Source organism: Paraburkholderia sp. GAS333, from assembly GCF_050435665.1.
Lineage (GTDB): Bacteria > Pseudomonadota > Gammaproteobacteria > Burkholderiales > Burkholderiaceae > Paraburkholderia > Paraburkholderia fungorum_A.
In genome coordinates this window covers 1,114,723-1,136,220 of the sequence record NZ_JBNDKS010000003.1, presented here as the reverse complement: position 1 = coordinate 1,136,220, position 21,498 = coordinate 1,114,723, and the positions used below count along the sequence as shown (strand labels likewise).

The following is a 21,498-nucleotide window of genomic DNA, read 5'->3' as shown; positions in this document are numbered from 1 at the left end:
AACTGATGGCAGCGATGCAATAAAAAACGGCGCCTCGGCGCCGTTTTTTGCATCACGCGTTGGTGAGCATCATGTACATCTGGATCACGATGTCGGGTGAGAACGTGAACGGCACCCAGCCGTGACCGGTGTGACGCATGATTAGCAGACGGTCGCCGTTCGACTGTTTCTGCACCGCCATGACCGGATTTTTCGTCGATACGAAACGCCAGCCGGGCGGAATGCCGGGCGGCGGTTCCGGCGTCATCGATGCGCGCGCGTTCGACAATTCCTCGATCAGCTTGCCGATCTGTTCCGGACGCAGCGCGACCGTCTGGTCGCCGATCGTCATCGTGATCTCGTTCTGCCCCGGACGATCGATTTCGAGCGTGGGCTGGAATTGCGCGGCCGGTTTTTCATCAGACTTCTGTTCCGCCGCTGCCGATGCCACGTCGCGATCAACCGCAACCGCTTCTGCCGACGATTCGGCCGCAGACGCTTGCGCCGCCACCTGCTGCTGCGCGATGGCGGGTTCTGCTGAAGTCTCGGAGATGTTTTCGGCCTGCTGGGCCACGACAGCGTGAATGAGCTGGTCGAGGCTCACTTCCAGCGCGCCGAGCTGTTCGTGAAGATTCATGCGAGTTTCTCTGATAAGACCCACGATTTTACCTGCTGCGCGTAGGCTTTGACCCCTCGCGACCACGGGACTTGTAACAAAATGCTTACGGTCGCGCCAGAGGTTGTGTCCGGCGACGTTCTGTGTTCATGCGCGTCACGCCTTGAGATAACCCGCCTGCCTGAACCAGTCGAGCGCGTCGCTCAAACCCTCGCGATAAGGCCGCGCGCGATAACCCAATTCGCGCTCCGCCTTCGCCGACGTGAAATACATCTTGTTCTTCGACATTTTCAGACCGTCGACGGTAACGAACGGTTCGCGTTTCGTGATCTTCGCGATGGCTTCCGCGCCCATCGCCAGTGGATACAGCGGCCAGCGCGGCAGGCTGAGCGTTGGCGCCTTGCGGCCGGTCAGCGCGGCGATATCCGCGAGCATTTGCTGAAGCGGCAGATTTTCGCCGCCGAGAATGTAGCGCTCGCCGATCTTGCCGCGTTCGAGCGCGAGAAAATGGCCGGCCGCGACGTCGTCCACGTGCACGAGGTTCAGGCCCGTATCGACGAACGCGGGGATCTTGCCGGTCGCTGCCTCGACGATGATCCGCCCGGTCGGCGTCGGCTTCACGTCGCGCGGACCAATCGGTGTGGACGGATTGACGATCACCGCCGGCAGTCCATCTTCGGCGATCATCCGCTCGACCGCGCGCTCGGCCAGCACCTTGCTGCGCTTGTACACGCCGATCGCCTGATCGGCCTTGAGCGGCGAGGTTTCGTCGGCGGACTGACCGGAACTCGTCACCTTGAGCGTCGCGACGCTGCTCGTGTAGACGATGCGCTCCACGCCTTCCTTCAGCGCTGCGCGCATGGTCGCCTCGGTGCCTTCCAGGTTCGAGCGCTCGATCTCGCCCGGGTCCGGCGCCCACAGCCGGTAGTCGGCGGCGACGTGCAGCAGGTAGCGCACGCCGCGCAGCGCCTTGCGCATCGACGCCTCGTCGCGCATGTCGCCGACGACGATTTCCGCGTTCAGCGACTCGACGTTCTGCCGCGGACTGGTGGCGCGCACCAGCACGCGTACGTTGAAACCCTTCTGCTGCGCGATGCGCGCCACCGACGAGCCCACGAAGCCGGAAGCCCCGGTGACGAGTACGAGATCGCGATTCTGTTCGGTCATTCTGTATCCATTTTCCTGCGTGACAGTCGACGGATTGTACGTGGCGGGCTTGTCCTATGTCGCGTGAACGCTACTGGCGACGCGTGCCGAACCCGCAGCGGACTCGCGCGCGGCCGAGCAGGCTCGCCGCGACTTGACTAGAATGCCCGCTTGAAAGACTGTGAGGAGAGGACGGCATGGCCCCGGATCTGGATCAGCGGATCGAAACGTATTACGTGCGAGTGCGCGGCCACGTGCAGGGCGTCGGCTTTCGCCACGCCACCGTGCGGCAGGCGCACGCGCTCGGCATCAAGGGATGGGTGGCGAATCTCGACGACGGTTCGGTTGAAGCGATGTTGCAAGGCTCGGCCAATCAGGTCGACCGGATGCTGTCTTGGCTGCGTCACGGGCCGCCGGCGGCGCGCGTGACCGAAGTGGCCGGTGAGGAACGCGCGACCGAAAAGCGTTACGAGCGTTTCGAGCAGCACTGAGCGACGCGAATCCCCGTTAATGAAAAAGGCGGCGCGCCATCATCACGATGGCGCGCCGCCTTTTTGTCTTTTTACCCGCGTCTGCGAGCGAAAGTGAAGCCGTAGCGCTTACTTCGCGAGCAGCAGACTCTCCGCGAATCCCCACTCCTTTTCGATCCACTGATGGCTGCACGCGAAGCCCGCATCGTCGGCGATCGCGCCCATTTCTTCGGCGCGATATTTGTGGCTGCTCTCAGTCCAGATCGTTTCGCCTTCCTTCAGCGACACCGTCAGTTGCGCCGCGCGCACGTGCGCGGTGATGTCGCGTTTCGCACGCAGATGCATCTCGATACTGCGCGCGTCCGGGTTGAAGCGCGCGACATGCTCGAACGCATCGAGCGGAAAATCGCCGTCGAGTTCGCGATTGATCCGCGCCAGCAGATTCAGATTGAACGATGCGGTGACGCCGACCGAGTCGTCGTACGCGGCAACCAGCACCGGCGTCGGCTTGATCAGATCGGTGCCGAGCAGCAGGGCGTCGCCGGGCGCGAGCATGTTGCGGATATCACGCAGAAAACGCGTCGCCGCGAGCCGGCCGAAATTGCCGATCGTGCTGCCGAGGAACAGCACCAGCAACCGTTCGTCCGGCGCGCGCTTCTTGCTGACTTCGGCGAGACCGGCGAGGTAATCGCGTTCGTACCCGACAATCGAAATCCGTTCGATATCGCCGAGCTCGCGTCTGCATAGCTGCAGCGCACTGCGCGAAATTTCAATCGGGCAGTAAGAAGTGGGGCGCTTTTTACACAGCGCTTCCAGAATGCGCCGCGTTTTACGGCCGCTGCCGCTGCCGAGTTCCGCCACCACCACGTCGTGCGGAAGATGCTCGACGATGTCCACCGCGTGCTTCGCGAGCAGCCGTTCTTCGGCCCGCGTCACGCCGTATTCCGGCAATACGGTGATCACTTCGAACAGCGCCGAACCGACTTCGTCGTACAGATATTTCGACGGCAGTTCTTTTTGCGGCGTGTGACTGAGGCCCGCACGCACGTCGGCGGCGAAGGCGGAGTGGAAATCGGGTGAAACGTCGAGCGAGAGGGCTGGCTGGGTCATGCTGGCTCCAGTAGTCACATTCGATGAGCGGGATTGCCGGCCGGGCGGCGACATGCGTGGCCTGAACTATTTGACGCATGTCGTGGGAAGAAGGGCGGCGAGTCGGTTGGACTGCCCGGTGCCGGCCCGGCTAGTTGATGCTTTCTCTGCTATTACCGCCAATGCGGCAACCAGCGTTGCGAGACTGAGTAGCAAGATTCGCGCTTGAGCGGCTTCGTCGAAGCTTCCAAATGAATTGCGCGAGATTTGCCGCTGAAAATACGGGGTTTTGTCTCCGCACATGAAGTTACGTTCTAGTGCATCGACGCGCGATGCGCACGAAATAATTACGGCCTGGCGATCGCTGCGCTCTTCAGCCTTCGACGGATAACCCGTCTAGAATGCCGGCTTGCGTCGCTTGTTCCCGACGGCATGCTTACTTCAGCGCGAGACCTTGGTGGAACGACAGCGTACTTCAGTGGGACATCAGTGAGACTTCACGGCCAATGACAACAACGAATGCGTCGCCAGCCCATGCTGCGCTGCGAAAAAACACCGGCACACTCGTGTTCGCGTTTTCCTTCAGATCGCCGCCTGTCGACACCATCGCGACCAGGATTGCGCAATGAACCAGTATGACCCAAAGCGCGGAATCGCGTTGTCTGCGAGCGCGTCGGCGATGTTCGCGTTGCTGTCCGCTTACGCCACCTTGCTCGCGCCGCTGAGCGGCCTCGATATTTTCGCGTGGCGCGTGATCTGGACCGTGCCTGGCGCGCTGTTACTCGTCGCATTGCGCAAGCGCCTGCCTATTCTCCGGCAACTTCTTTACCGCATGGTGACCGAGCCGATGCTCGGCATGGCAATGATCGCGAGCGCGGTGTTACTCGGGCTTCAATTGTGGGTATTCCTGTGGGCGCCGCTGCATGGCCGGATGCTCGAGGTGTCGCTCGGCTACTTTCTGCTCCCGCTGACGATGGTGCTGGTCGGCCGCTTTTACTATCGCGAGCGGCTCGACGGATTGCAGTGGCTCGCCGTGTTCTGCGCGGCGCTTGGCGTCGCCCATGAATTGTGGGCGACGGGCGCATTTTCGTGGCCGACCTTGCTGGTGGCGCTCGGTTATCCGCCGTATTTCGTGCTTCGTCGCAAGATCAATCAGGATTCGCTCGCGATGTTCACCGTGGAAATGGCGCTGCTGTTACCGCCGGCGATCTTCTTCGCGATCAGCGGCGGCTCGCTGACGAAGATCGCCGGGCGTGTCGACATGTGGTGTCTGCTGCTGCCGGGTCTTGGTGCGTTGAGCACGCTCGCGCTCGCTTCGTATCTGAAGGCGAGCCGCTTATTGCCGGTCGCACTGTTCGGCATTCTCGGTTATGTCGAGCCAGCGTTGCTCGTGCTGGTGTCGATCACGTTGCTCGGTGAAGCGCTGAGCGCGTCGCAGTTGGTGACTTACATTCCGATCTGGATCGCGGTCGCATTGACGGCGCTGCATAGCGTGCGGCTCGTTCGGCTTGCGCCGAACTGATGGCTGACTCACTGCACCGCGCGACGTCAATCAGCGCTGCGCCGTTGCGTGATCCTGACTGATGCGCGTCGGGCCCACATCCGCCTCGATCGCTTCGCGCAGCGCGGGACGCCAGCCGAAACCGAACAACGCTTCCGCGAGCACGAACAGCGGTCCGATCAACAGGCCGATTACATCGTCGACAAAAGCGGGCTTGCGATGTTCGTAAGCGACGTGCCCGATGAACTGGAACACCCAGCCGACCACAAAAAGGCCGACGCCCGTCGCGAGCCACACCACCGTGGATTGCGCCGCGGTCCACTGGCCGAACGCGACACACAGTGCCGACACGCACACCATCATCAGCCCGAGCGGCAAGTCGAGCACCAGGTAGTAGACGGTTGCCGCCACGAACAGCACCCACGCCGGGGACAACGTGAACGGCAGCGAGCCGGCCGCGAAGGCAGGGCGGCTCAACAGAACCGCCAACGCAAGCACGATCATTGGAATGCCGACGAAATGCGTGGCGATGTTGCGGCGGTCGCGATGGTAGGCCGCGTATTGCGTCAATTGCTGCGTCAGCGTTCTCATGGATGCCGCTCCTCGGTCAAAGTCAGCATAATCGCGGGCAGCGGAATTTCAAACCATCGGGTAGCCGACAATCGTGCACGGATGCCGTCCTATGACTGCGAGTTTTTCATCGAATGAGCTTGCCGGGCTGCTTGAGCGCAGCGCTTGGTTTCGCTCGGCGCCGGCCGCGCTGCGGGCCGAGTTGATTGAAATGGGGCGTGTCGAACACCTCGCCGCGGGCCAGCGTCTTTTCACGCGCGGCGATTCCGACGACGGCCTCTATTGCGTGCTCGACGGGCTGATGCGAATCGGTGCTGCCAGTTCGGCGGGGAAGGAAGCGCTGCTCGCTGTCATCGAACCGGTCAACTGGTTCGGCGAGATTGCGTTGTTCGACAATCGGCCGCGAACCCACAATGCGTATGCCGAACGCGATTCCGAACTGTTTCACGTGCCGCGCGCGGCGCTCGCCGCGCTGCTCGAACGCACGCCTGCGTACTGGCATGTATTCGGTTTGCTGTTGACGCAAAAACTGCGTCTAGCTTTCGATGCGATCGAGGAAGCCGCGCTATTACCTGCTGCACAACGAGTGGCGCGTCGATTGTTATTGATGGCGGGCGGTTACGGCGAACCCGGCGCATTGCGTCGCGTGCTCAAGGTCCCGCAGGAAGATCTAGCGATGATGCTGGCATTGTCGCGGCAGACGATCAATCAGGTACTCAAGCAATTCGAAATGCAGGGTGCGTTGAAACTCGGCTATGCCGAAATCGAAATTACGGACCCGCACAAGCTCGGCGAATTGGCGGATCTGGAACCCGGCTTGCCGACATCACGCGATTAATGCGCTTTTTCGACTACGCCATGTCGTTGCAGCGGCCGATCAATGCGACAGGCAGTGTTGAGATTAGCGTGTGCAGAGTGAAGTCCAGGTCTTCAATCGCGATGTCGAGTTGCACGCGAACTTCTTCCCGGACGTGGTGCGTGCCGACGACATAGACGCCGAGCGGCGAATGAAGCAATGCGCGTAACGACGACGCGCCAGCAGGATCGTTCGATGGATGAGGCAACGTGACTTGCAGCAGCGCGCGGGTCGACGGAAAGGGAATGACGTTGTTGCGTTGAACCCGTGAATTGCCGGGCGCTTGAGATTGCGTTTGCGTTTGCACTGCTTCGGCAAGGTTATCGATTGATTGCGTGAGAGCCATGTTATGAGGCGTTCGTCGACGCCATGGTTAATCAGGACAATGAGAGGTTAGACGTTCCTGAGTAAACGTAGTGCAAAAATTAACGCGCATTTCTGCCATACGAAAACAATAAAAAAAGGCGAGTCATTCAAGACTCGCCCTCCCTGAACGGCACGACCTGGCTTCGATTAATACCCCATAGATGGCTGGTGCGTGCCGAATCCGATCACGTGTTATTGCGTCTTCGTCGTGTCGGTTTGTGCGCCGTCGGCTTTAGCCGGGGCATTGCTGGCCTCTTTCGCGCTCTCCGTTTTCGTCTTCACGGCGCTCGTTTTGACAGCGGCTTTCTTGACGCTTTTGTGGGTCGCCGAATGAGTGGTGGACGTCTTCTTGATGTGCGCTTTCGTTGCGGCTTTCGCCGGCGCCTTGGTCGCGGCAGCGCCCTGGTCTGCGGAACCGGTTTGCGCGGCGGTGCTCGCCTTCAGATTCGCCTGACCGGCGGGTCGCATCTGCATCGGCTGCGCGGATTGCGTGGCGGACGGTGCGGCCGTTTGAGCAAAGGCGGCCGACACGAACAGAGCGGAAGCGAGAGCGGCGAAAAGCGTCTTCATGGTGTAACTCCCTTTGGGAATCGGTTGATTCTTTTGTCGCGACTGAATTGTTTCAGCGCTGCCGGTTTAACGCGGACGAGACGACAGGAGTTGACGACGCGATGGTGACAAAACGTAACCGCCGATACATATCGGGGTGCTGAATCAGCGAGGAGAGATTGCGGGTGAGGCGAGGGCGTATGACGGCGAGAGAATCTCTCGCCGTCATACGAAAGCTACTGCGTTTAAGGCTTGATCGAACCGCTCAAGCGTTACTGAAACGGATTCGCGATGACGCCTGGTTTTGCGTCCGGTTCGTCTTTCACTTTTGCCGGCAACGACGGTTGCGCCTGCAAGCTCGCGACGATCGCATCGACCGCTTCCTTCAATGCAAGCGCCGCCTTCAGTCCGCGCTGATCCTGCGTCAACTCCAGCGTGCCGTTCAGTACGACGCGCGTGGTGCCGTTGGTCAGCGTGAGCGCATCGCCCTGAATGTTCAGCACGTCGTCATCGTTCGAATAGGGTTTAAACACCTTTCAGTCCTCCCGGTCGCTGGTCTTTGAGGTTTTCCGGAATGCCCGGAAAGCGGATGCCCGATGCTGCTTCGAGTTCGTGAATCGTCCTGATGTCGTAACGGTTAGTCGATACATTGTCCACCACGACGGCAAACGCCAACTGCCGCGACGGCACGTAGACGACTTTGAACAGTTGCGTCGGCACGAACACGCGGGTCGGCCCGATGGTCTGCAACTGCTGGCCGTTGAAGATCGGTCCGGTGACGACATAAGTATCGTCGTACGACATCGCGATCTTGCGCACCGACGATTCGATCCGTGCCCACAGCCGCTGATTGTTCTCGCGGTTTTGCGGAACGATATTGGCCAGCGAGAACGATTGTGCCATCGCCTCCTGATTCCAGCGATTACCCGCCGGGCTCATATGCCCGCGATCGAAGCCACTGCGTTTGTAGTCCGCGAGCGTTGCGCCTTCACCGTCGGGCAAACGCGTGTCTTCGAAGAACTTGTTGGTGCGCACCATCTCTTTCGCGGCTTCGATATGGTCGCGCGTCAGATGTTCGGCGGACCAAAGCGGACCGTGCGTAATGCCCGAATGTAGAACCGCGAAATCGCTATAGCAAAGCATGCGCGTTTTCGGCGCCATCTTCTGATTGGTCAGAGTGGGCCATTGCGCATTCGGAGTGAACTGGGTGCAGGAGGGCGCCGCGCTGGCGTGAGCCGCAACGGCAAAAAGCAGACAGGCAAACCACTTCTTCATGTGTCGGTCAGTCGAGGGGTAGGGCGCAAGAGTATAGCGTCGTGAACCCTGTTAGGGCGACCGGAACACGTACAACAGAAGCAAGCGGAGAAATGCAGATGGCGCGTCGCGATCAAATCGGATTAGATGAACGAGCCGTGTCGCGCGGACAAAAAAATGGGCCGCTTTGCAGCGACCCTAATGCGTGGAATTCAAACTCTACGATCACAAACTTAAGGTTGTCTTAAATCCGTCGATCAGAGAATAGTTATGTGAGTCGGCGCACGCTTGTGCGGCGTCACGCGAATACGCGTGCACATCCGCATGAGCGCATTAACAACGCGCATGGAATTTTCGACCGATAAAAACGCTAAAGAAATAGCGCAAGGAACCTAATTACCGAACACGCTATTTTCAGCACGAACCGTTTGACGGTCGACGGCTTGCAGCCGCCAGAAACCGCTGGCCGGTGCGCGCGTGGGCAATGCAGTCCACGCGGCGGCGCCTTGCGCGGCGCTCACGCGCTGCTTGCGGTCGACGTGCAAACCGCGCAGCGTACATAGCGGCGCATCTGTGCTGGGCGCGCAAAGCGTGGTCACGCCATTGTCGTCGTGCAACTCGCCCCACGGGGGCAGATCGATCCCTTGATGCGCTTCTCTCGACCACCGGTGTTCGTCGGTGTCGAGCCATAAGACCGCATAGTCGTGGCTGACGGTGGGATCGGAACCGTTGATCAGAATAGTCAGTCGCATGTCAGTTCCGTACAGATTGCGAATTGATGCTTTATCAGTCTATGCCGTGATGCGTGTTATTCAAGGCAAACGTCTGATGATCCGGTACGAAAAAACGGACTCGCGATGCGTTTTAGTGGCACACGCGGCGTTACGATAATCGTCCTCGTGACGACGTTTTGCGGAGGAGCGATGCGGCTCCGATTTTTGCAAATCACTTTGCTGACGGGATCGTTTTGCGCGATGACGTCCGCCGTTTTTGCTGCGGACAGCACGCCCTTTTCTGCGCCCGCGCCGATCGTCTACATCACCGATTTCGATCTCGACGTGGCGAACGTTTCGCCGGATAGCGGACCCGGCCAGCGGGTGCGTCGTCTGCGTGGCTTGCTGCCGGATGGACCCGGGCCGCTCGCACAGGACAGGAATCCGCAAGACCACGCAAAGCACATCGTGAACGAGATGGCCGACGCGCTGACCGACGACCTGAAAAGCGGCGGCGTAGACGCGCGCCGTATCGCGCGCGATCAACCGTTGCCCACCGAAGGATGGCAAGTGCGCGGCGTGTTTCTGAATGTCGATGACGGCAATCGTCTGCGTCGCGCAATCGTCGGTCTCGGCGCGGGGCAGAACGACATTCAGGTGGCGGTGTCGTGCGACCGGCTCGGCGCGGCGGATTTGCCGCCGCTTTATCAGGCGGTCGAAGAGGCGGACAGCAGGAACATGCCTGGCGCGGTCGTCAGACTGAACCCGTATGTGATCGCGGCGAAGTTCGTCATGGCGAGCGGCGACGAAAAAAAGACCATCAAAAAGACCGCGCAGCAGATTTCAGATGCGGTAATCGCGAGGCTGCATGCTGACGCAAAGTAGAGCGTTGCAATACTGCGCGTGACGCATCGCAGCAGTGTCGGCATGTTTGAATCGCGAGCGGATAAAACTACGGCAATCGACGCTTCACGCGCCAGCTGCTGTGCGTGGAATCGACGGCCAGTAGCAGCCAATGCCTTGCATCGACGGGATGACGTTTTCGGGTCGCATAACCGTCGACGGTCAACTCAAGCTCGTCAAACGCGCGCCGGTGGCAGGTGGCGTGTGCGCCGGAGCCGTCCGCGAATTCGACGATCGCAGCGGCCGCGCCGGCCGGTTCGGGCAAATGCGCGATGCTTACCGCGCAGCCCGGGTAAAGATGCGAGTCGGCAACCTGGATCTGAACGGATTCGGACATGAGCGAGCCCTCCGGACGCTGGGGCGAAGCGGGCGTGCAAGGCCGTTTCGCGCGATAAACCGGATCAAAGCATAGCACCGCATGAAACGGTGGCAGTGCAGCAAAATCAGCCCGGCATTTGCATTAACCAACCCGTACGTGTGCGTCATTTTTCGACATGTATTGGCCCAACATCGGCACGAGCCGCGCAGCCGTCGACACTTTCCGCTTCATGCCGACGATGGGCGGTACCAGCAGCGCGCTTTTTTTGCGCCCCCTCGAGCATTGCTTACGCCGTACGCCCCAATAAATATTCGCTGCATGCTTCGCGCTATCATGCTGATCTGACCACGACGAACAGCGGAAACGGCAGCCAAGATGGCCAAAGAAGAACAGACCGGAGCGGGACGCAAACAGGCGAAATCACGAGGCGCGGCGCAGGACGACACCGCGTTGTCCCTGGCGCCTGCTGCCGACATTCCCGACACCCCCGATCCCGCCGATGACGAGAGCAGCGGCGGCTCGACCTATCTAGTACCAGGCCTCGAGCGCGGCTTGCGGATTCTCGCTGAGTTCAGCGCGCGCGAGCCGGTACTCGGCGCACCCGAGTTGTCCAAGCGGATCGGCATTCCGCGCACGACCACCTTCCGTTTGCTGCAAACCCTCGAAGCGCTCGGCTTTCTGGAGCGCGTGAACGGCGACCGTCATTTCCGGCTGAGCGTCGCGGTGTTGCGGCTCGGCTTCGAATATCTGAGTTCGCTCGAATTGACCGACGTCGGCACGCCGATCCTCGAACAATTGCGCGATGCAACCGGCCTCAGTTCGCATCTGCTGATCCGCGATCAGCGCGACGTGGTGTTTGTTGCCAAGGCGCAAACCCACGAGCCCATGTTCAGTTCGGTGAAGGTGCATGTCGGCACGCGCCTGCCCGCTCACGCCACCGTGCATGGCCAGGTGCTGATGGGCGATCTGAGTTTCGATGAATTGCGTCAGTTGTATCCCGAGCCGCAACTCGAACGATTCACCGAGCGCACGCCCGCTACCGTCGATGAACTGTCTGAACGGGTGCGCGAAAGTGCGCTGCTCGGCTACGCGTTGAGCGAGGCGTCGTTCGAACGGGGCATTTCGGTGGTGAGCGCGCCCGTGCGTGATCAGAGCGGCAAGATCGTCGCGGCGTTGACGGTGACGATTCCGCGTTCGGATATCGGCGAGGCGGAGGAGCGCGAACCGCTCATCGTGCAGGTATGCCAGGCGGCGCTCGATTTGTCCGAGCGTCTGAGCTATCGCCCGAGGCCGGACGATCCGACGGTGGTTCAGGCTCGCAGCAAACCGGTGTCGGCGAACTGATTGGGTTTGCGGTTTGTGCGCTTGCAGGTCCGGCTGAGAAATTCCGGCACGGACCTGCGTCAATCACATCACATCACGATTGCGTCACATCACAACGTGTTCAGAACGAGTGATGAATCCCGGCCAGCAGAATCGTCTGGTTGCGTCCGCTCGACACCCCTGCGGTAAAGAAAGCAGCGTCCGTGTTCGATCCTGCGCGCATGTACAGCGCGTTCGCATACAACTGCGTCGACTTCGACAGCGAATACACGTCGCCGATCATGAGCTGCGTCCAGCGGTGCCCCGCGAGCGTCGTCGTTGCAGCGCCGCCGGCCACGGTGTTGAACGGCGTGAACTGATAGTTCGCGCCCGCATCGTAGCTTTGATACGTGTCCGAATGCCCCGCCGATTCCAGCTTCACGCGAGTGTACAGACCATGCACCAGCAGCTTGCCGAACTGGTATGACGCGCCCGCGCCCATGTTCTGCACCTTGTCCGCGACATAGTTCGCCGACGCCACGCCCTGGAACGTGGCGAGACCGGTCGTGACGAGCGATGGCGTGCGGTCGTTCTCCGCTGCATACGTGGCACCGGCCTTGAACGGGCCATTCGCATAGGTCAGCGCGAAGCTCAGGTTTTTGCCGGTCGCGAAGTTCGTCGTGTTGCCGAGACCCATCATCGCGCCGACGGTGAAGCCGCCGAAATTCGTCGAGCGGAATTTCATCGAGTTGTCGTAGGGCACGACGCCCGTGTCGGCGAGCGAGTCGATGTTGCCCGGGTGGAACGCGTACCAGCTGGCGGCCAGATAAGCGGTGCTCAGCGGGCCGAGCACGTCGAAGCTGAACGGCGTCTGATGACCGAGCGTGACCGTGCCGACCTTGTCCGAACTCAACCCCACGAAAGCCTGGCGATTAAACAGCGTGCCCGATTTCGCGAATGCGCCCGTGTTCGTATAGAAGCCGTTTTCAAGCTGGAAAATCGTCTTCAGCCCGCCGCCCAGATCTTCGACACCCTTCAGGCCCCAGCGATCAGGCTGCGTGTTGCCCTGCTCCATCATCCATTTCGAACTGCCTGCTACGTTGCTGACATACGCGATACCGGCATCCAGGCTGCCGTATAGCGTCACACTGCTCTGCGCCCACGCGCCCGTCGTTGCGCAGATTGCCGTCAAGCCGGCTGCAATGATGTGCTTCACCGTTTGGTTCTCCTGATCATACGACCCTGGATCTCGCCAATGGGCCGTCCCTGATCCTTGCATTGGGGTTGATTGCCGTTCTGGTTTTAATGCGCCAAAACCGCACCGCTTTATGTTCCACCTATGGGCTTCTGTATCGCCTATGGAAAAGTATAGAGAGTCTTAAAGTGGTCAAAATAAATTTTCGGACCCCGTACAAACCCGCATGTGGGGTGGTCGATCTGGCTGCGAACGGGCTTGGAGCCAATCCCCAAAGGCTTTGAAACGCATAAGCGGATTCCCGCCACACCGCGCAATGCTGTGTTGCGGACACGACAGTCGGTGTTTTCCCCTACAGCTCCAGATTTTTATTTTTTTCCTCATCAAGCCAATCCTATAATTATCCATACACGAACTGATGTTCCTTAGGTGGAACATAGAGATTCAGGAGAAGGCGAGAAATGACTGATCAATGGCGCTGCGCCGGCCATGCCGGCGACCTGTCCGAAGACGCGCCGCTCGAGTTCAAACTCGACGGCACGGAAATCGGCATCTACAAAGTGGGCGACGAGCTGTACGCACTCGAAAACGTCTGCCCCCACGCATACGCGTTGCTGACGCAGGGCTTCGTCGACGGCGACACCGTCGAATGTCCGCTGCACGAAGCCGTGTTCCATATCCCCACCGGCAAATGTCTGAAAGAGCCCGGCGGCCGCGACCTGAAGATGTACTCGGTACGTCTTGCGGGCGAAGAAATCCAGATCAAGGTGGCATGACATGCGAGAGGTAGCCGTGAACTTCAATCCTTTCCTGAAGCCGTGGCTCGCGCCGCAGCCGAACAACGTCGCCGGCAAGGGCGTGATCGAGAAACCGGGCCAGCAGGAAAACATGGTCTGGCAGAACCGCAAGGCCGAACCGACCCAGTACGAAAACGACTTCGGCGATGCGCTCGAAAAAGTTTTCGAAGCCGGCGCGATGGAGTTGCAGGAAGTCGTCGACGGTCTGAACCACGTCGGCTTCCGCACCCCGGAAGGCCAGCCGTGGGACGCCGAGCGCCTCGCCGCCGAATTCCGCCTGCTCGCCGACTAGGCGCGCCCTTTCGAACACCCGCGAACACGTTTCATCGCTTTCGTACCCGGAGTCTCCTTATGACGTCCCCCACTACAACTCAAGGCTCGGCCGACCCGATCCAGTCCTACCTGGACAAAGGCCTGCGTAACTACTGGTATCCCGTTGCACCGAGCTGGCAAGTCGGCGACGCGCCGGTCGGCATCACGCGGCTCGGCGACCAGATCGTGCTGTGGCGCGACAAGGAAGGCCAGGTCCGCGCACTCGAAGACCGCTGCCCGCATCGCGGCGCGCGCCTGTCGCTCGGCTGGAACCTCGGCGGCAGCGTCGCGTGCTGGTATCACGGCATCGAAGTCGACGGCACCGGCACCGTGCAGCGCGTGCCGGCCGTGTCGGCGTGCCCGCTCGAAGGCACCAAGTGCGTGAAGTCGTATCCGGTCGAAGAACACGCCGGCGCGATCTTCCTGTGGTTCGGCGACGAAGCGCATAAGGAACCCGCGCCGCTCAAGCTGCCGGAAGAGCTGGTCGGCGAGGAATACGCGAGCTTCCTGTGCATGTCGAACTGGAAGTGCAACTATCAGTACGCCATCGACAACGTGATGGACCCGATGCACGGCGCGTATCTGCACGCGACGTCGCACTCGATGGCCGAAGGCGACAAGCAGGCCGACATGCGCGTGCGCAAGACCGAAACCGGTCTGATGTTCGAAAAGGTCGGCCAGCGCGACGTGAACTTCGACTGGGTGGAACTCGGCGAAACCGGCGCGCTGTGGATGCGCCTCGCGATTCCGTACAAGAAGAAGTTCGGCCCGGGCGGCAGCTTCGGGATCATCGGCTTCGCAGTTCCGACCGACGGCGACAACTGCCAGGTGTATTTCTGGCGTACCCGCAAGGTGCAGGGCTGGCAGCGCGACGCATGGCGCTTCCTGTATCGCAATCGTCTGGAAGGTCTGCATTGGGACGTGCTGGAGCAAGACCGCTACGTGCTGGAAAGCCTCGCGCCGAATGCACGCGAACACGAGTTCCTTTATCAGCACGACGTCGGCATGACGCGCGTGCGCCGCATGCTGCGTCAGCGCGCGCAACAGCATTTCGCCGATCTCGACGCGCATCGCGCGCAAGTTCAGGCGCAAGCGGGAGCCGGTCAAACCGCCGAAGCGGGCCACAGCCATGCATAACGACGCGCTCGCAGCGCTCAACGGCCGACGCGTCCTCGTGACGGGCGGCGCGCGCGGTCTCGGCGCGGCGTTTGTCCGCGCGCTGGTGCAGGTCGGCGCGAAGGTGGTGCTCGGCGACGTGCTGCATGAAGAAGGTCAGGCACTCGCGGCATCGCTCGCAGCGCAAGGACATGCGGCGACGTATCTGCCGCTCGATCTGGCGAATCCGCAAAGCATCCAGCAATTCGCGGAGCAGGGCGCGGCGCAACTCGGCGGCCTCGACGCGCTGATCAACAACGCGGCGATCACCAACTCCGGCGGCAAGTTCGCGGACGAATTGTCGGTCGACACGTGGGACGCCGTGATGAACGTGAACGTGCGCGGTGTCTGGTTGATGAGCACAGCCGCGCTGCCGTTTCTGCGCGAGTCGGGCCGCGGCAGCATCGTCAATATCGCTTCGGATACGGCGATGTGGGGCGCGCCGAAACTGCTCGCGTATGTCGCGAGCAAGGGCGCCGTGATTTCGATGACCCGCTCGCTGGCGCGTGAATTCGGCGCGCATCAGGTGACCGTCAACGCGATCGCGCCAGGCCTGACCGAAGTCGAAGCGACCGCTTACGTGCCCGCCGAGCGTCATCAGTATTACCTGCAAGGCCGCGCTTTGACGCGCGCTCAGGTGCCCGACGATGTGACCGGGCCCGTGTTGTTCCTGTTGTCCGATGCCGCGCGCTTCGTAACCGGCCAGTTGCTGCCGGTGAACGGCGGCTTCGTGATGAATTGATCTTGTCGAATCGAAAGGAGAAAGAGATGGCGGATGCCGATATCGAACGCAAATCGTGGGAACAACCCGCGGAAGCGAGCTTTGGACAATGGCTGGACAGCCGCGTCGCGCGCCTGGAAACGCGTCGCTACGACTGGGACGCGCTGAAGTTCCAGGCGGACTACGACCCGAAATATCGCCGTGCGCAAATGCGCTATGTCGGCACGGGCGGCACGGGCGTCGCGAAGGACATGAACACGGTGCCCGCAGGCGGCTTCACGTTTTCGACGATGGTGATCCCGGCCGGCAACATCGGCCCGAGCCATATTCATATGGATGTCGAAGAAATTTTCTTCGTGCTGCGCGGCAAGATGAAAGTGATCTGCGAGAAAGACGGCGAAACGTGGGAAGCCGTGCTCGGCGAGCGTGACCTGATCTCGGTGCCGCCTGGCGTGTATCGCACGGAAATCAACATCGGCGAAGAAGACGCGCTGATGTGCGTGATGCTCGGTTCGCCGAAGCCGGTCACGCCGACGTATCCGCCGGATTCGCCGCTGGCGAAGCTCAAGCGCTAAGCCTTTTCGAAGTCTGATTCGCAGCAGTAGAAAAACACCCGCGAAGGAAATCATGTCCGCAGTCCCGTCCGTTACCGCCGATCAACACGCGTCGCTCGAAACGCGCCTCGCGCGCTTTCCGGCGCAGCAGGTCGAGTTGGCGTCGCAACGTGTGCTGAGCTATCGCGAAACCGCGAGCGCCAACACCGGCGCGTTGCCGCTCGTGCTGTTGCACGGTATCGGGTCGGGCGCGGCGTCGTGGGTGCAGCAGTTCGAAGTATTGGCCGCGAACCGTCGCGTGCTGGCATGGGATGCGCCGGGTTATGGCGCGTCCACGCCGGTTGACGCAGAGTCGCCCGTGGCCGCTCACTACGCCTCGGTATTGAAGGACTGGCTCGACGCACTCGGCATCGAACGATGCGTGCTGGTCGGGCACTCGCTCGGCGCGATCATCGCCGGTGCGTTTGCTGCGGCGAATCCGCAGCGCGTGGCCGGTTTGCTGCTGTTGTCGCCGGCTGGCGGCTACGGCGCGGCATCTGCGGAAGTGCGCGAAACGAAACGCGACCAGCGCCTCGCGATGCTGAACGAACTCGGCCCGCAAGGTCTCGTCGAAAAACGCAGCACCAATATGTTGTCCGCGAATGCAAACGACGAAGCCCGCGCATGGGTGCGCTGGAACATGTCGCGCGTGATCCCGCACGGCTATGCGCAGGCGACGCATCTGCTCGCCAACGCCGACCTCGCCAGCGACCTCGCGCGCTTCACTGGCCGCATCAACGTGGCAGTCGGCGCGGACGACACCATCACGCCTCCCGCCGCCTGCGAGCGAATCGCCCTTGCCGCAGGCACCCAATTGCAGGTCGTGCCGCGCGCGGGGCACGCCGGTTATATCGAAGCACCCGCCGCGTACACCGCGATCATCGACACGTTCTGCCGCACGAGCGGTGGACAACGGAGCCAATGAATGACGCCCGACACACTCAACGCCGAGCGCAACGCGGACGACGACCGCAACGACACCGGTAGCGACAGCAGCTACCGCGTGCCGGGTCTCGAACGTGGTTTGAAGATTCTCACGGAGTTCTCGCCGCGCGAGCCCGTCCTCGGCGCGCCGGAATTGTCCCGCCGCCTGAAGATTCCGCGCACGACGGTGTTTCGTCTGCTGCAAACGCTCGAATCGCTCGGCTTTCTCGAACGCGCCGACAAAGACCGGAACTATCGGCTCGGCGTCGCCGTGCTGCGGCTCGGCTTCGAATATCTGAGTTCGCTCGAATTGACCGACCTCGGTCTGCCGATCATCGAAGCATTGCGCACCGAAACCGGCCTGACGACGCACATCGTGATTCGCGACGGACGTGATGTCGTCTTCGTCGCCAAAGCACAAAGCCATGCGCCGATTTTCAGTTCGGTGAAGGTCAACGTCGGCACCCGTCTGCCCGCTTATGCAACGACACACGGCCAGGTGCTGATGGGCGACATGACGCTCGACGATCTAAAGAAGCTCTATCCCGAGCCGGAACTGGAGCGTTTCACGAAGCAGACGCCCGCCACCGTCGAAGACTTGTATGAGCGTGTGCGCGACGACGCACTGCGTGGTTTCGCGATCAGCGAGTCGTCGTTCGAACGCGGCATTTCGGTGGTCAGCGTGCCGGTTCGCAACGACACGGGGCGCATCGTCGCGGTCATCACGACGACGATTCCGCGCCACGAGATCGACGCGTCGCTGCTCGACAGCGGCCTGATCGACAAGGTCCGCCGCGCGGCCGATGAACTTTCGCAGCGGCTCAACTATCGGCCGAAGAACGCGCCGAATGCGGGCAGCCAATACATGAAGGCACTGGGGCTCTGATGATTCAAATCGATTTGACCGGACAGGTGGCGGTGGTGACGGGCGGTTCGTCCGGCATCGGCCTCGCGACTGCCGAACTCTTTTTGCGGGCGGGTGCATCGGTTGCGATTTGCGGCCGTAACACCGAGCGTCTCGCGCACGCGGAAGCCGCGCTGAAAGCAAAGTTTCCCGAAGCACAATTGCTCGCGCAAGCCTGCGACGTACTCGACGCCGACGACGTCAACGTCTTCGCGCAAGCCGTGCAAACGCGCTTCGGCCGCACCGACATGCTGGTGAACAACGCCGGCCAGGGTCGCGTCTCGACGTTCGCCAACACGACCGACGACGCCTGGCGCGAAGAACTCGACCTGAAGTATTTCAGCGTGATCCGCCCGACCCGCGCGTTTCTGCCGATGCTGCGCGATGCGGCTGGCGGCGGCAACGCGGCGATCGTCTGCGTGAACTCGCTGCTCGCGCTGCAACCGGAGCCGCACATGGTCGCGACTTCGTCGGCGCGCGCGGGCGTGCAGAACCTCATCAAGTCGCTCGCCGTAGAACTCGCGCCGCAGCATATTCGCGTCAACTCGATTCTGATCGGCATCGTCGAATCGGGTCAGTGGCGCCGCCGTCACGCTGCGGAAGCGCAGCCGGGCCAGAGCTGGGAAGACTGGACCGCCGAACTGGCGAAAAAGAAAAACATTCCGCTGGGTCGCTTCGGCAAACCCGAAGAGGCCGCTCAAGCGCTCTTTTATCTGGCTACCACGCTGTCGTCGTACACGACGGGCAGTCACATCGATGTTTCTGGAGGCGTTGCACGACATGTCTAACAAAACCACCGTTGGCGAACTGATCGCCGCTTTCCTCGAGCAATGCGGCGTTCAAACCGCATTCGGCGTGATCTCGATTCACAACATGCCGATCCTCGACGCGATTCATAACCGCGGCAAGATCCGCTACGTCGGCGCGCGCGGCGAAGCCGGCGCGGTCAATATGGCCGACGGCCTCGCGCGTGTCTCGGGCGGCCTCGGTGTGGCGTTCACCAGCACTGGCACCGCAGCGGGCAACGCAGCGGGCGCGATGGTCGAAGCGCTGACGGCAGGCACGGCGCTGCTGCACGTCACCGGTCAGATCGAAACCGAATATCTGGATCAGGACCTCGCGTATATCCACGAAGCACCGGATCAACTGTCGATGCTGTCGTCGATTTCGAAGGCTGCGTTCCGTGTGCGCTCGGTCGAAACCGCGCTGCCGACGATCCGCGAAGCCGTGCGCGTAGCGCAAACCGCACCGAGCGGTCCGGTCAGCGTCGAAATTCCAATCGACATTCAGGCTGCGGAAGTGGAGTGGCCCGCCGATCTGGCCGCCCCGCACGTCACGACGCTCACGCATTGCAGCCAGCGCGTCGCGCAACTGGCCGAGCAACTGGTCAACGCGAAGCGTCCGCTGTTGTGGCTCGGCGGCGGCACGCGCCATGCTGCGAAGGCGGTCGAGCGTCTGGTGGCGTTGGGCTTCGGCGTGGTGACCAGCGTGCAGGGCCGCGGCGTGCTGCCGGAAGATCATCCGGCGACGCTCGGCGCGTTCAACGTGCATGCAGCGGTCGAGAGCTTCTACAAGACGTGTGACGCGCTGGTGGTGGTCGGTTCGCGTCTGCGTGGCAATGAGACGCTGAAGTACAAGCTGGCGCTGCCGCAGCCGCTGTATCGGATCGACGCCGACGCGCTCGCCGATAACCGCGGTTATCGCAACGAGATGTTCATTCACGGCGATGCATCGGCCGTGCTCGAAGAACTCGCGACGCTGCTCGAAGGCCGCATCAAGGTCGATCCGAAGTTCGCGCAGGATCTGGCGGCAGCACGCGAAAGCGCGGTCGCCGACGTGGGCAAGGGTCTCGGCCCGTACAAGCGCCTCGTCGACGCGCTGCAAGCCGCAGTGGGCCGCGACTACAACTGGGTGCGCGACGTCACGATCTCGAACAGCACGTGGGGCAACCGCATGCTGAAGATTTTCTCGCCGCGCGCGGGCGTCCACGCACTCGGCGGCGGTATCGGCCAGGGCATGCAGATGGGCATCGGCGCGGCGCTCGCGGGCAACGCGGCGAAGACGGTGTGTTTGGTCGGCGACGGCGGCCTGATGGTCAACGTCGGCGAACTGGCGACGGCCGTGCAGGAAAACGCCAACGTGATGATCGTGCTGATGAACGACCAGTGCTACGGCGTGATCCGCAACATTCAGGACGCGCAATACGGCGGCCGTCGTTGCTACGTCGATCTGCATCAGCCGGATTTCGCGCAGTTCTGCGAGAGCCTGAAGCTCACGCATTACCGCATCAAGTCGCTCGATCAGGCCGACGCGATCATTCGCGAAGGCATCGCGAAGGCGGGTCCGGTGCTGGTCGAAGTGGACATGCTGTCGGTCGGCTCGTTCGCTACCGCGTTCGCAGGCCCGCCGGTCAAGGAACAGGAGCCGGAACATGCGTGACGCCGGCTACGCGGGTCACCACGCTCCCGTCGATGTCGCGATGATCGGCTTCGGCGCGATCGGCCAGGCGGTGTATCGCTCGGTTGCCGCCGATCCGACCGTGCGCGTATCGCACGTGATCGTGTCGGAGCGTCATATGGCGTCGGTGCGCGAAGTGGTAGGCGACTCGGTGGACGTGGTCACGTCGGTGTCCGCGTTGAGCAGCCAGCCGCATTTCGCGCTGGAATGCGCGGGCCATAGCGCGCTGGTCGATCACGTGGTGCCGTTGCTGAAGGGCGGCACGGATTGCGCGGTGGCATCGATCGGTGCGTTGTCCGACATGATGCTGCTCGACGCACTGTCCGCTGCCGCCGACGAAGGCGACGCGACGCTCACGCTGTTGTCCGGCGCGATTGGCGGCGTGGACGCGCTGGCCGCCGCGAAGCTCGGCGGTCTCGATGAAGTGCTGTACACGGGACGCAAGCCGCCCACGGGCTGGCTCGGCTCGCCCGCCGAACTGGTGTGCGATCTGAACGCGCTCACCGAAGAAACGGTGATCTTCGAAGGCAGCGCGCGCGAAGCGGCGCGACTCTATCCGAAGAACGCCAATGTGGCGGCGACGATCGCGCTCGCGGGTCTGGGCCTCGACCACACCACGGTCCGCCTGATCGCCGATCCGAACGTGACGCGCAACGTGCATCGCGTCGTGGCGCGCGGCGTGTTCGGCGAGATGTCGCTGGAAATGTGCGGCAAGCCTTTGCCGGACAACCCGAAGACGTCCGCGTTGACCGCGTACAGCGCGATTCGCGCGTTGCGCAATCGTGCAGCCCGCTGCGTGATTTGAGA

The 21,498-nt window shown here is 61.8% G+C and carries 26 protein-coding genes; 15 read left to right on the top strand and 11 right to left on the bottom strand.

All coding sequences use genetic code 11. From position 1 onward, the window contains the following. Positions 1-52 precede the first annotated feature (52 nt). Together ABH945_RS20895 and hpnA are read right to left on the bottom strand one after the other, a co-directional pair. On the bottom strand, positions 53-616 hold the full coding sequence (locus tag ABH945_RS20895) for a hypothetical protein (protein ID WP_074770869.1): 564 nt from the start codon (positions 614-616) through the stop codon (positions 53-55). Between the two features lie 135 nt (positions 617-751). Beyond that, positions 752-1,762: a hopanoid-associated sugar epimerase gene (gene hpnA, locus ABH945_RS20890; RefSeq protein WP_429251776.1), complete on the bottom strand. Its 1,011-nt coding sequence runs from the start codon at positions 1,760-1,762 to the stop codon at positions 752-754. 176 nt (positions 1,763-1,938) lie between these two features. On the opposite strand from hpnA, the gene ABH945_RS20885 reads away from it, so the two are divergent. Further along, positions 1,939-2,232, top strand: coding sequence for an acylphosphatase (locus ABH945_RS20885; RefSeq protein WP_074770867.1), 294 nt, complete (start codon positions 1,939-1,941; stop codon positions 2,230-2,232). Positions 2,233-2,340: 108 nt separating this feature from the next. Here the strand turns inward: ABH945_RS20885 and egtD are convergent, their stop codons facing one another. Beyond that, positions 2,341-3,321 (bottom strand): L-histidine N(alpha)-methyltransferase, encoded by a 981-nt coding sequence (gene egtD / locus ABH945_RS20880; RefSeq protein WP_429251775.1) that lies wholly within the window; start codon positions 3,319-3,321, stop codon positions 2,341-2,343. A 604-nt stretch (positions 3,322-3,925) separates the two neighbouring features. Here egtD and rarD point away from each other — a divergent pair. Continuing rightward, positions 3,926-4,822 (top strand): EamA family transporter RarD, encoded by an 897-nt coding sequence (gene rarD / locus ABH945_RS20875; RefSeq protein WP_429251774.1) that lies wholly within the window; start codon positions 3,926-3,928, stop codon positions 4,820-4,822. 30 nt (positions 4,823-4,852) lie between these two features. Here the strand turns inward: rarD and ABH945_RS20870 are convergent, their stop codons facing one another. Next, positions 4,853-5,392 (bottom strand): DUF962 domain-containing protein, encoded by a 540-nt coding sequence (locus tag ABH945_RS20870; protein WP_429251773.1) that lies wholly within the window; start codon positions 5,390-5,392, stop codon positions 4,853-4,855. Positions 5,393-5,483: 91 nt separating this feature from the next. On the opposite strand from ABH945_RS20870, the gene ABH945_RS20865 reads away from it, so the two are divergent. Further along, positions 5,484-6,209, top strand: coding sequence for a Crp/Fnr family transcriptional regulator (locus ABH945_RS20865; protein ID WP_429251772.1), 726 nt, complete (start codon positions 5,484-5,486; stop codon positions 6,207-6,209). A 13-nt stretch (positions 6,210-6,222) separates the two neighbouring features. Here the strand turns inward: ABH945_RS20865 and ABH945_RS20860 are convergent, their stop codons facing one another. The 5 genes from ABH945_RS20860 to ABH945_RS20840 form a co-directional block, all read right to left on the bottom strand. Further along, positions 6,223-6,573 (bottom strand): hypothetical protein, encoded by a 351-nt coding sequence (locus tag ABH945_RS20860; protein ID WP_429251771.1) that lies wholly within the window; start codon positions 6,571-6,573, stop codon positions 6,223-6,225. A 212-nt stretch (positions 6,574-6,785) separates the two neighbouring features. Next, positions 6,786-7,163, bottom strand: a complete 378-nt coding sequence (locus ABH945_RS20855; protein WP_429251770.1) for a hypothetical protein — start codon at positions 7,161-7,163, stop codon at positions 6,786-6,788. Positions 7,164-7,414: 251 nt separating this feature from the next. Beyond that, positions 7,415-7,675 carry a hypothetical protein gene (locus ABH945_RS20850; protein ID WP_074770860.1) on the bottom strand — a complete coding sequence of 87 codons (261 nt, stop codon included), beginning with the start codon at positions 7,673-7,675 and terminating at the stop codon, positions 7,415-7,417. Then, entirely contained in the window at positions 7,668-8,417 is a 750-nt protein-coding gene (locus ABH945_RS20845) for a DNA/RNA non-specific endonuclease (RefSeq protein ID WP_074770859.1), read from the bottom strand. Before ABH945_RS20845 ends, ABH945_RS20850 begins: the two co-directional genes overlap by 8 nt. Before the next feature lie 371 nt (positions 8,418-8,788). Next, the gene (locus ABH945_RS20840; protein ID WP_074770858.1) at positions 8,789-9,148 is read right to left on the bottom strand and encodes a DUF3564 domain-containing protein; all 360 of its coding nucleotides are present in this window, start codon (positions 9,146-9,148) and stop codon (positions 8,789-8,791) included. A 222-nt stretch (positions 9,149-9,370) separates the two neighbouring features. On the opposite strand from ABH945_RS20840, the gene ABH945_RS20835 reads away from it, so the two are divergent. Then, positions 9,371-9,994 carry a DUF4410 domain-containing protein gene (locus ABH945_RS20835; protein ID WP_253189786.1) on the top strand — a complete coding sequence of 208 codons (624 nt, stop codon included), beginning with the start codon at positions 9,371-9,373 and terminating at the stop codon, positions 9,992-9,994. A 67-nt stretch (positions 9,995-10,061) separates the two neighbouring features. On the opposite strand, the gene ABH945_RS20830 is transcribed toward ABH945_RS20835, so the two are convergent. Next, entirely contained in the window at positions 10,062-10,349 is a 288-nt protein-coding gene (locus ABH945_RS20830; RefSeq protein ID WP_429251769.1) for a hypothetical protein, read from the bottom strand. A 357-nt stretch (positions 10,350-10,706) separates the two neighbouring features. On the opposite strand from ABH945_RS20830, the gene ABH945_RS20825 reads away from it, so the two are divergent. Beyond that, positions 10,707-11,675: an IclR family transcriptional regulator gene (locus ABH945_RS20825; protein ID WP_074770855.1), complete on the top strand. Its 969-nt coding sequence runs from the start codon at positions 10,707-10,709 to the stop codon at positions 11,673-11,675. Between the two features lie 100 nt (positions 11,676-11,775). Here the strand turns inward: ABH945_RS20825 and ABH945_RS20820 are convergent, their stop codons facing one another. Continuing rightward, a complete protein-coding gene (locus tag ABH945_RS20820; protein ID WP_429251768.1) occupies positions 11,776-12,849 on the bottom strand; it encodes a porin in 1,074 nt (357 codons plus the stop codon). A 440-nt stretch (positions 12,850-13,289) separates the two neighbouring features. Between ABH945_RS20820 and ABH945_RS20815 the strand changes: the two genes are divergently transcribed. The 10 genes from ABH945_RS20815 to ABH945_RS20770 are packed head-to-tail and all read left to right on the top strand — an operon-like array spanning position 13,290 to position 21,496. Then, a complete protein-coding gene (locus ABH945_RS20815; RefSeq protein WP_074770853.1) occupies positions 13,290-13,604 on the top strand; it encodes a non-heme iron oxygenase ferredoxin subunit in 315 nt (104 codons plus the stop codon). 1 nt (position 13,605) lies between these two features. Next, entirely contained in the window at positions 13,606-13,917 is a 312-nt protein-coding gene (locus ABH945_RS20810) for a recombinase-like helix-turn-helix domain-containing protein (protein WP_429251767.1), read from the top strand. 59 nt (positions 13,918-13,976) lie between these two features. Next, positions 13,977-15,074 (top strand): aromatic ring-hydroxylating oxygenase subunit alpha, encoded by a 1,098-nt coding sequence (locus ABH945_RS20805; RefSeq protein WP_074770851.1) that lies wholly within the window; start codon positions 13,977-13,979, stop codon positions 15,072-15,074. Then, positions 15,067-15,834 carry an SDR family oxidoreductase gene (locus tag ABH945_RS20800; RefSeq protein WP_429251766.1) on the top strand — a complete coding sequence of 256 codons (768 nt, stop codon included), beginning with the start codon at positions 15,067-15,069 and terminating at the stop codon, positions 15,832-15,834. The genes ABH945_RS20805 and ABH945_RS20800 overlap by 8 nt, the downstream gene beginning before the upstream one ends. 26 nt (positions 15,835-15,860) lie before the next feature. Continuing rightward, on the top strand, positions 15,861-16,388 hold the full coding sequence (locus tag ABH945_RS20795; RefSeq protein ID WP_074770849.1) for a cupin domain-containing protein: 528 nt from the start codon (positions 15,861-15,863) through the stop codon (positions 16,386-16,388). Positions 16,389-16,440: 52 nt separating this feature from the next. Continuing rightward, entirely contained in the window at positions 16,441-17,331 is an 891-nt protein-coding gene (locus ABH945_RS20790) for an alpha/beta fold hydrolase (RefSeq protein WP_429251765.1), read from the top strand. Further along, positions 17,332-18,216, top strand: coding sequence for an IclR family transcriptional regulator (locus tag ABH945_RS20785; protein WP_074770847.1), 885 nt, complete (start codon positions 17,332-17,334; stop codon positions 18,214-18,216). Continuing rightward, positions 18,216-19,022, top strand: coding sequence for an SDR family oxidoreductase (locus ABH945_RS20780; protein ID WP_429251764.1), 807 nt, complete (start codon positions 18,216-18,218; stop codon positions 19,020-19,022). Before ABH945_RS20785 ends, ABH945_RS20780 begins: the two co-directional genes overlap by 1 nt. Further along, positions 19,015-20,673, top strand: coding sequence for a thiamine pyrophosphate-binding protein (locus tag ABH945_RS20775; protein ID WP_074771248.1), 1,659 nt, complete (start codon positions 19,015-19,017; stop codon positions 20,671-20,673). The genes ABH945_RS20780 and ABH945_RS20775 overlap by 8 nt, the downstream gene beginning before the upstream one ends. Continuing rightward, positions 20,666-21,496 carry an aspartate dehydrogenase gene (locus tag ABH945_RS20770; protein WP_074770845.1) on the top strand — a complete coding sequence of 277 codons (831 nt, stop codon included), beginning with the start codon at positions 20,666-20,668 and terminating at the stop codon, positions 21,494-21,496. Before ABH945_RS20775 ends, ABH945_RS20770 begins: the two co-directional genes overlap by 8 nt. The last annotated feature ends 2 nt before the right edge of the window (positions 21,497-21,498 follow it).

Bases quoted from the DNA above. Each gene is read 5' to 3' on its own strand.
- ABH945_RS20895 (WP_074770869.1), bottom strand. From the start codon at position 616: ATGAATCTTCACGAACAGCTCGGCGCGCTGGAAGTGAGCCTCGACCAG.
- hpnA (WP_429251776.1), bottom strand. From the start codon at position 1,762: ATGACCGAACAGAATCGCGATCTCGTACTCGTCACCGGGGCTTCCGGC.
- ABH945_RS20885 (WP_074770867.1), top strand. From the start codon at position 1,939: ATGGCCCCGGATCTGGATCAGCGGATCGAAACGTATTACGTGCGAGTG.
- egtD (WP_429251775.1), bottom strand. From the start codon at position 3,321: ATGACCCAGCCAGCCCTCTCGCTCGACGTTTCACCCGATTTCCACTCC.
- rarD (WP_429251774.1), top strand. From the start codon at position 3,926: ATGAACCAGTATGACCCAAAGCGCGGAATCGCGTTGTCTGCGAGCGCG.
- ABH945_RS20870 (WP_429251773.1), bottom strand. From the start codon at position 5,392: ATGAGAACGCTGACGCAGCAATTGACGCAATACGCGGCCTACCATCGC.
- ABH945_RS20865 (WP_429251772.1), top strand. From the start codon at position 5,484: ATGACTGCGAGTTTTTCATCGAATGAGCTTGCCGGGCTGCTTGAGCGC.
- ABH945_RS20860 (WP_429251771.1), bottom strand. From the start codon at position 6,573: ATGGCTCTCACGCAATCAATCGATAACCTTGCCGAAGCAGTGCAAACG.
- ABH945_RS20855 (WP_429251770.1), bottom strand. From the start codon at position 7,163: ATGAAGACGCTTTTCGCCGCTCTCGCTTCCGCTCTGTTCGTGTCGGCC.
- ABH945_RS20845 (WP_074770859.1), bottom strand. From the start codon at position 8,417: ATGAAGAAGTGGTTTGCCTGTCTGCTTTTTGCCGTTGCGGCTCACGCC.
- ABH945_RS20840 (WP_074770858.1), bottom strand. From the start codon at position 9,148: ATGCGACTGACTATTCTGATCAACGGTTCCGATCCCACCGTCAGCCAC.
- ABH945_RS20835 (WP_253189786.1), top strand. From the start codon at position 9,371: ATGACGTCCGCCGTTTTTGCTGCGGACAGCACGCCCTTTTCTGCGCCC.
- ABH945_RS20830 (WP_429251769.1), bottom strand. From the start codon at position 10,349: ATGTCCGAATCCGTTCAGATCCAGGTTGCCGACTCGCATCTTTACCCG.
- ABH945_RS20825 (WP_074770855.1), top strand. From the start codon at position 10,707: ATGGCCAAAGAAGAACAGACCGGAGCGGGACGCAAACAGGCGAAATCA.
- ABH945_RS20815 (WP_074770853.1), top strand. From the start codon at position 13,290: ATGACTGATCAATGGCGCTGCGCCGGCCATGCCGGCGACCTGTCCGAA.
- ABH945_RS20810 (WP_429251767.1), top strand. From the start codon at position 13,606: ATGCGAGAGGTAGCCGTGAACTTCAATCCTTTCCTGAAGCCGTGGCTC.
- ABH945_RS20805 (WP_074770851.1), top strand. From the start codon at position 13,977: ATGACGTCCCCCACTACAACTCAAGGCTCGGCCGACCCGATCCAGTCC.
- ABH945_RS20800 (WP_429251766.1), top strand. From the start codon at position 15,067: ATGCATAACGACGCGCTCGCAGCGCTCAACGGCCGACGCGTCCTCGTG.
- ABH945_RS20795 (WP_074770849.1), top strand. From the start codon at position 15,861: ATGGCGGATGCCGATATCGAACGCAAATCGTGGGAACAACCCGCGGAA.
- ABH945_RS20790 (WP_429251765.1), top strand. From the start codon at position 16,441: ATGTCCGCAGTCCCGTCCGTTACCGCCGATCAACACGCGTCGCTCGAA.
- ABH945_RS20785 (WP_074770847.1), top strand. From the start codon at position 17,332: ATGACGCCCGACACACTCAACGCCGAGCGCAACGCGGACGACGACCGC.
- ABH945_RS20780 (WP_429251764.1), top strand. From the start codon at position 18,216: ATGATTCAAATCGATTTGACCGGACAGGTGGCGGTGGTGACGGGCGGT.
- ABH945_RS20775 (WP_074771248.1), top strand. From the start codon at position 19,015: ATGTCTAACAAAACCACCGTTGGCGAACTGATCGCCGCTTTCCTCGAG.
- ABH945_RS20770 (WP_074770845.1), top strand. From the start codon at position 20,666: ATGCGTGACGCCGGCTACGCGGGTCACCACGCTCCCGTCGATGTCGCG.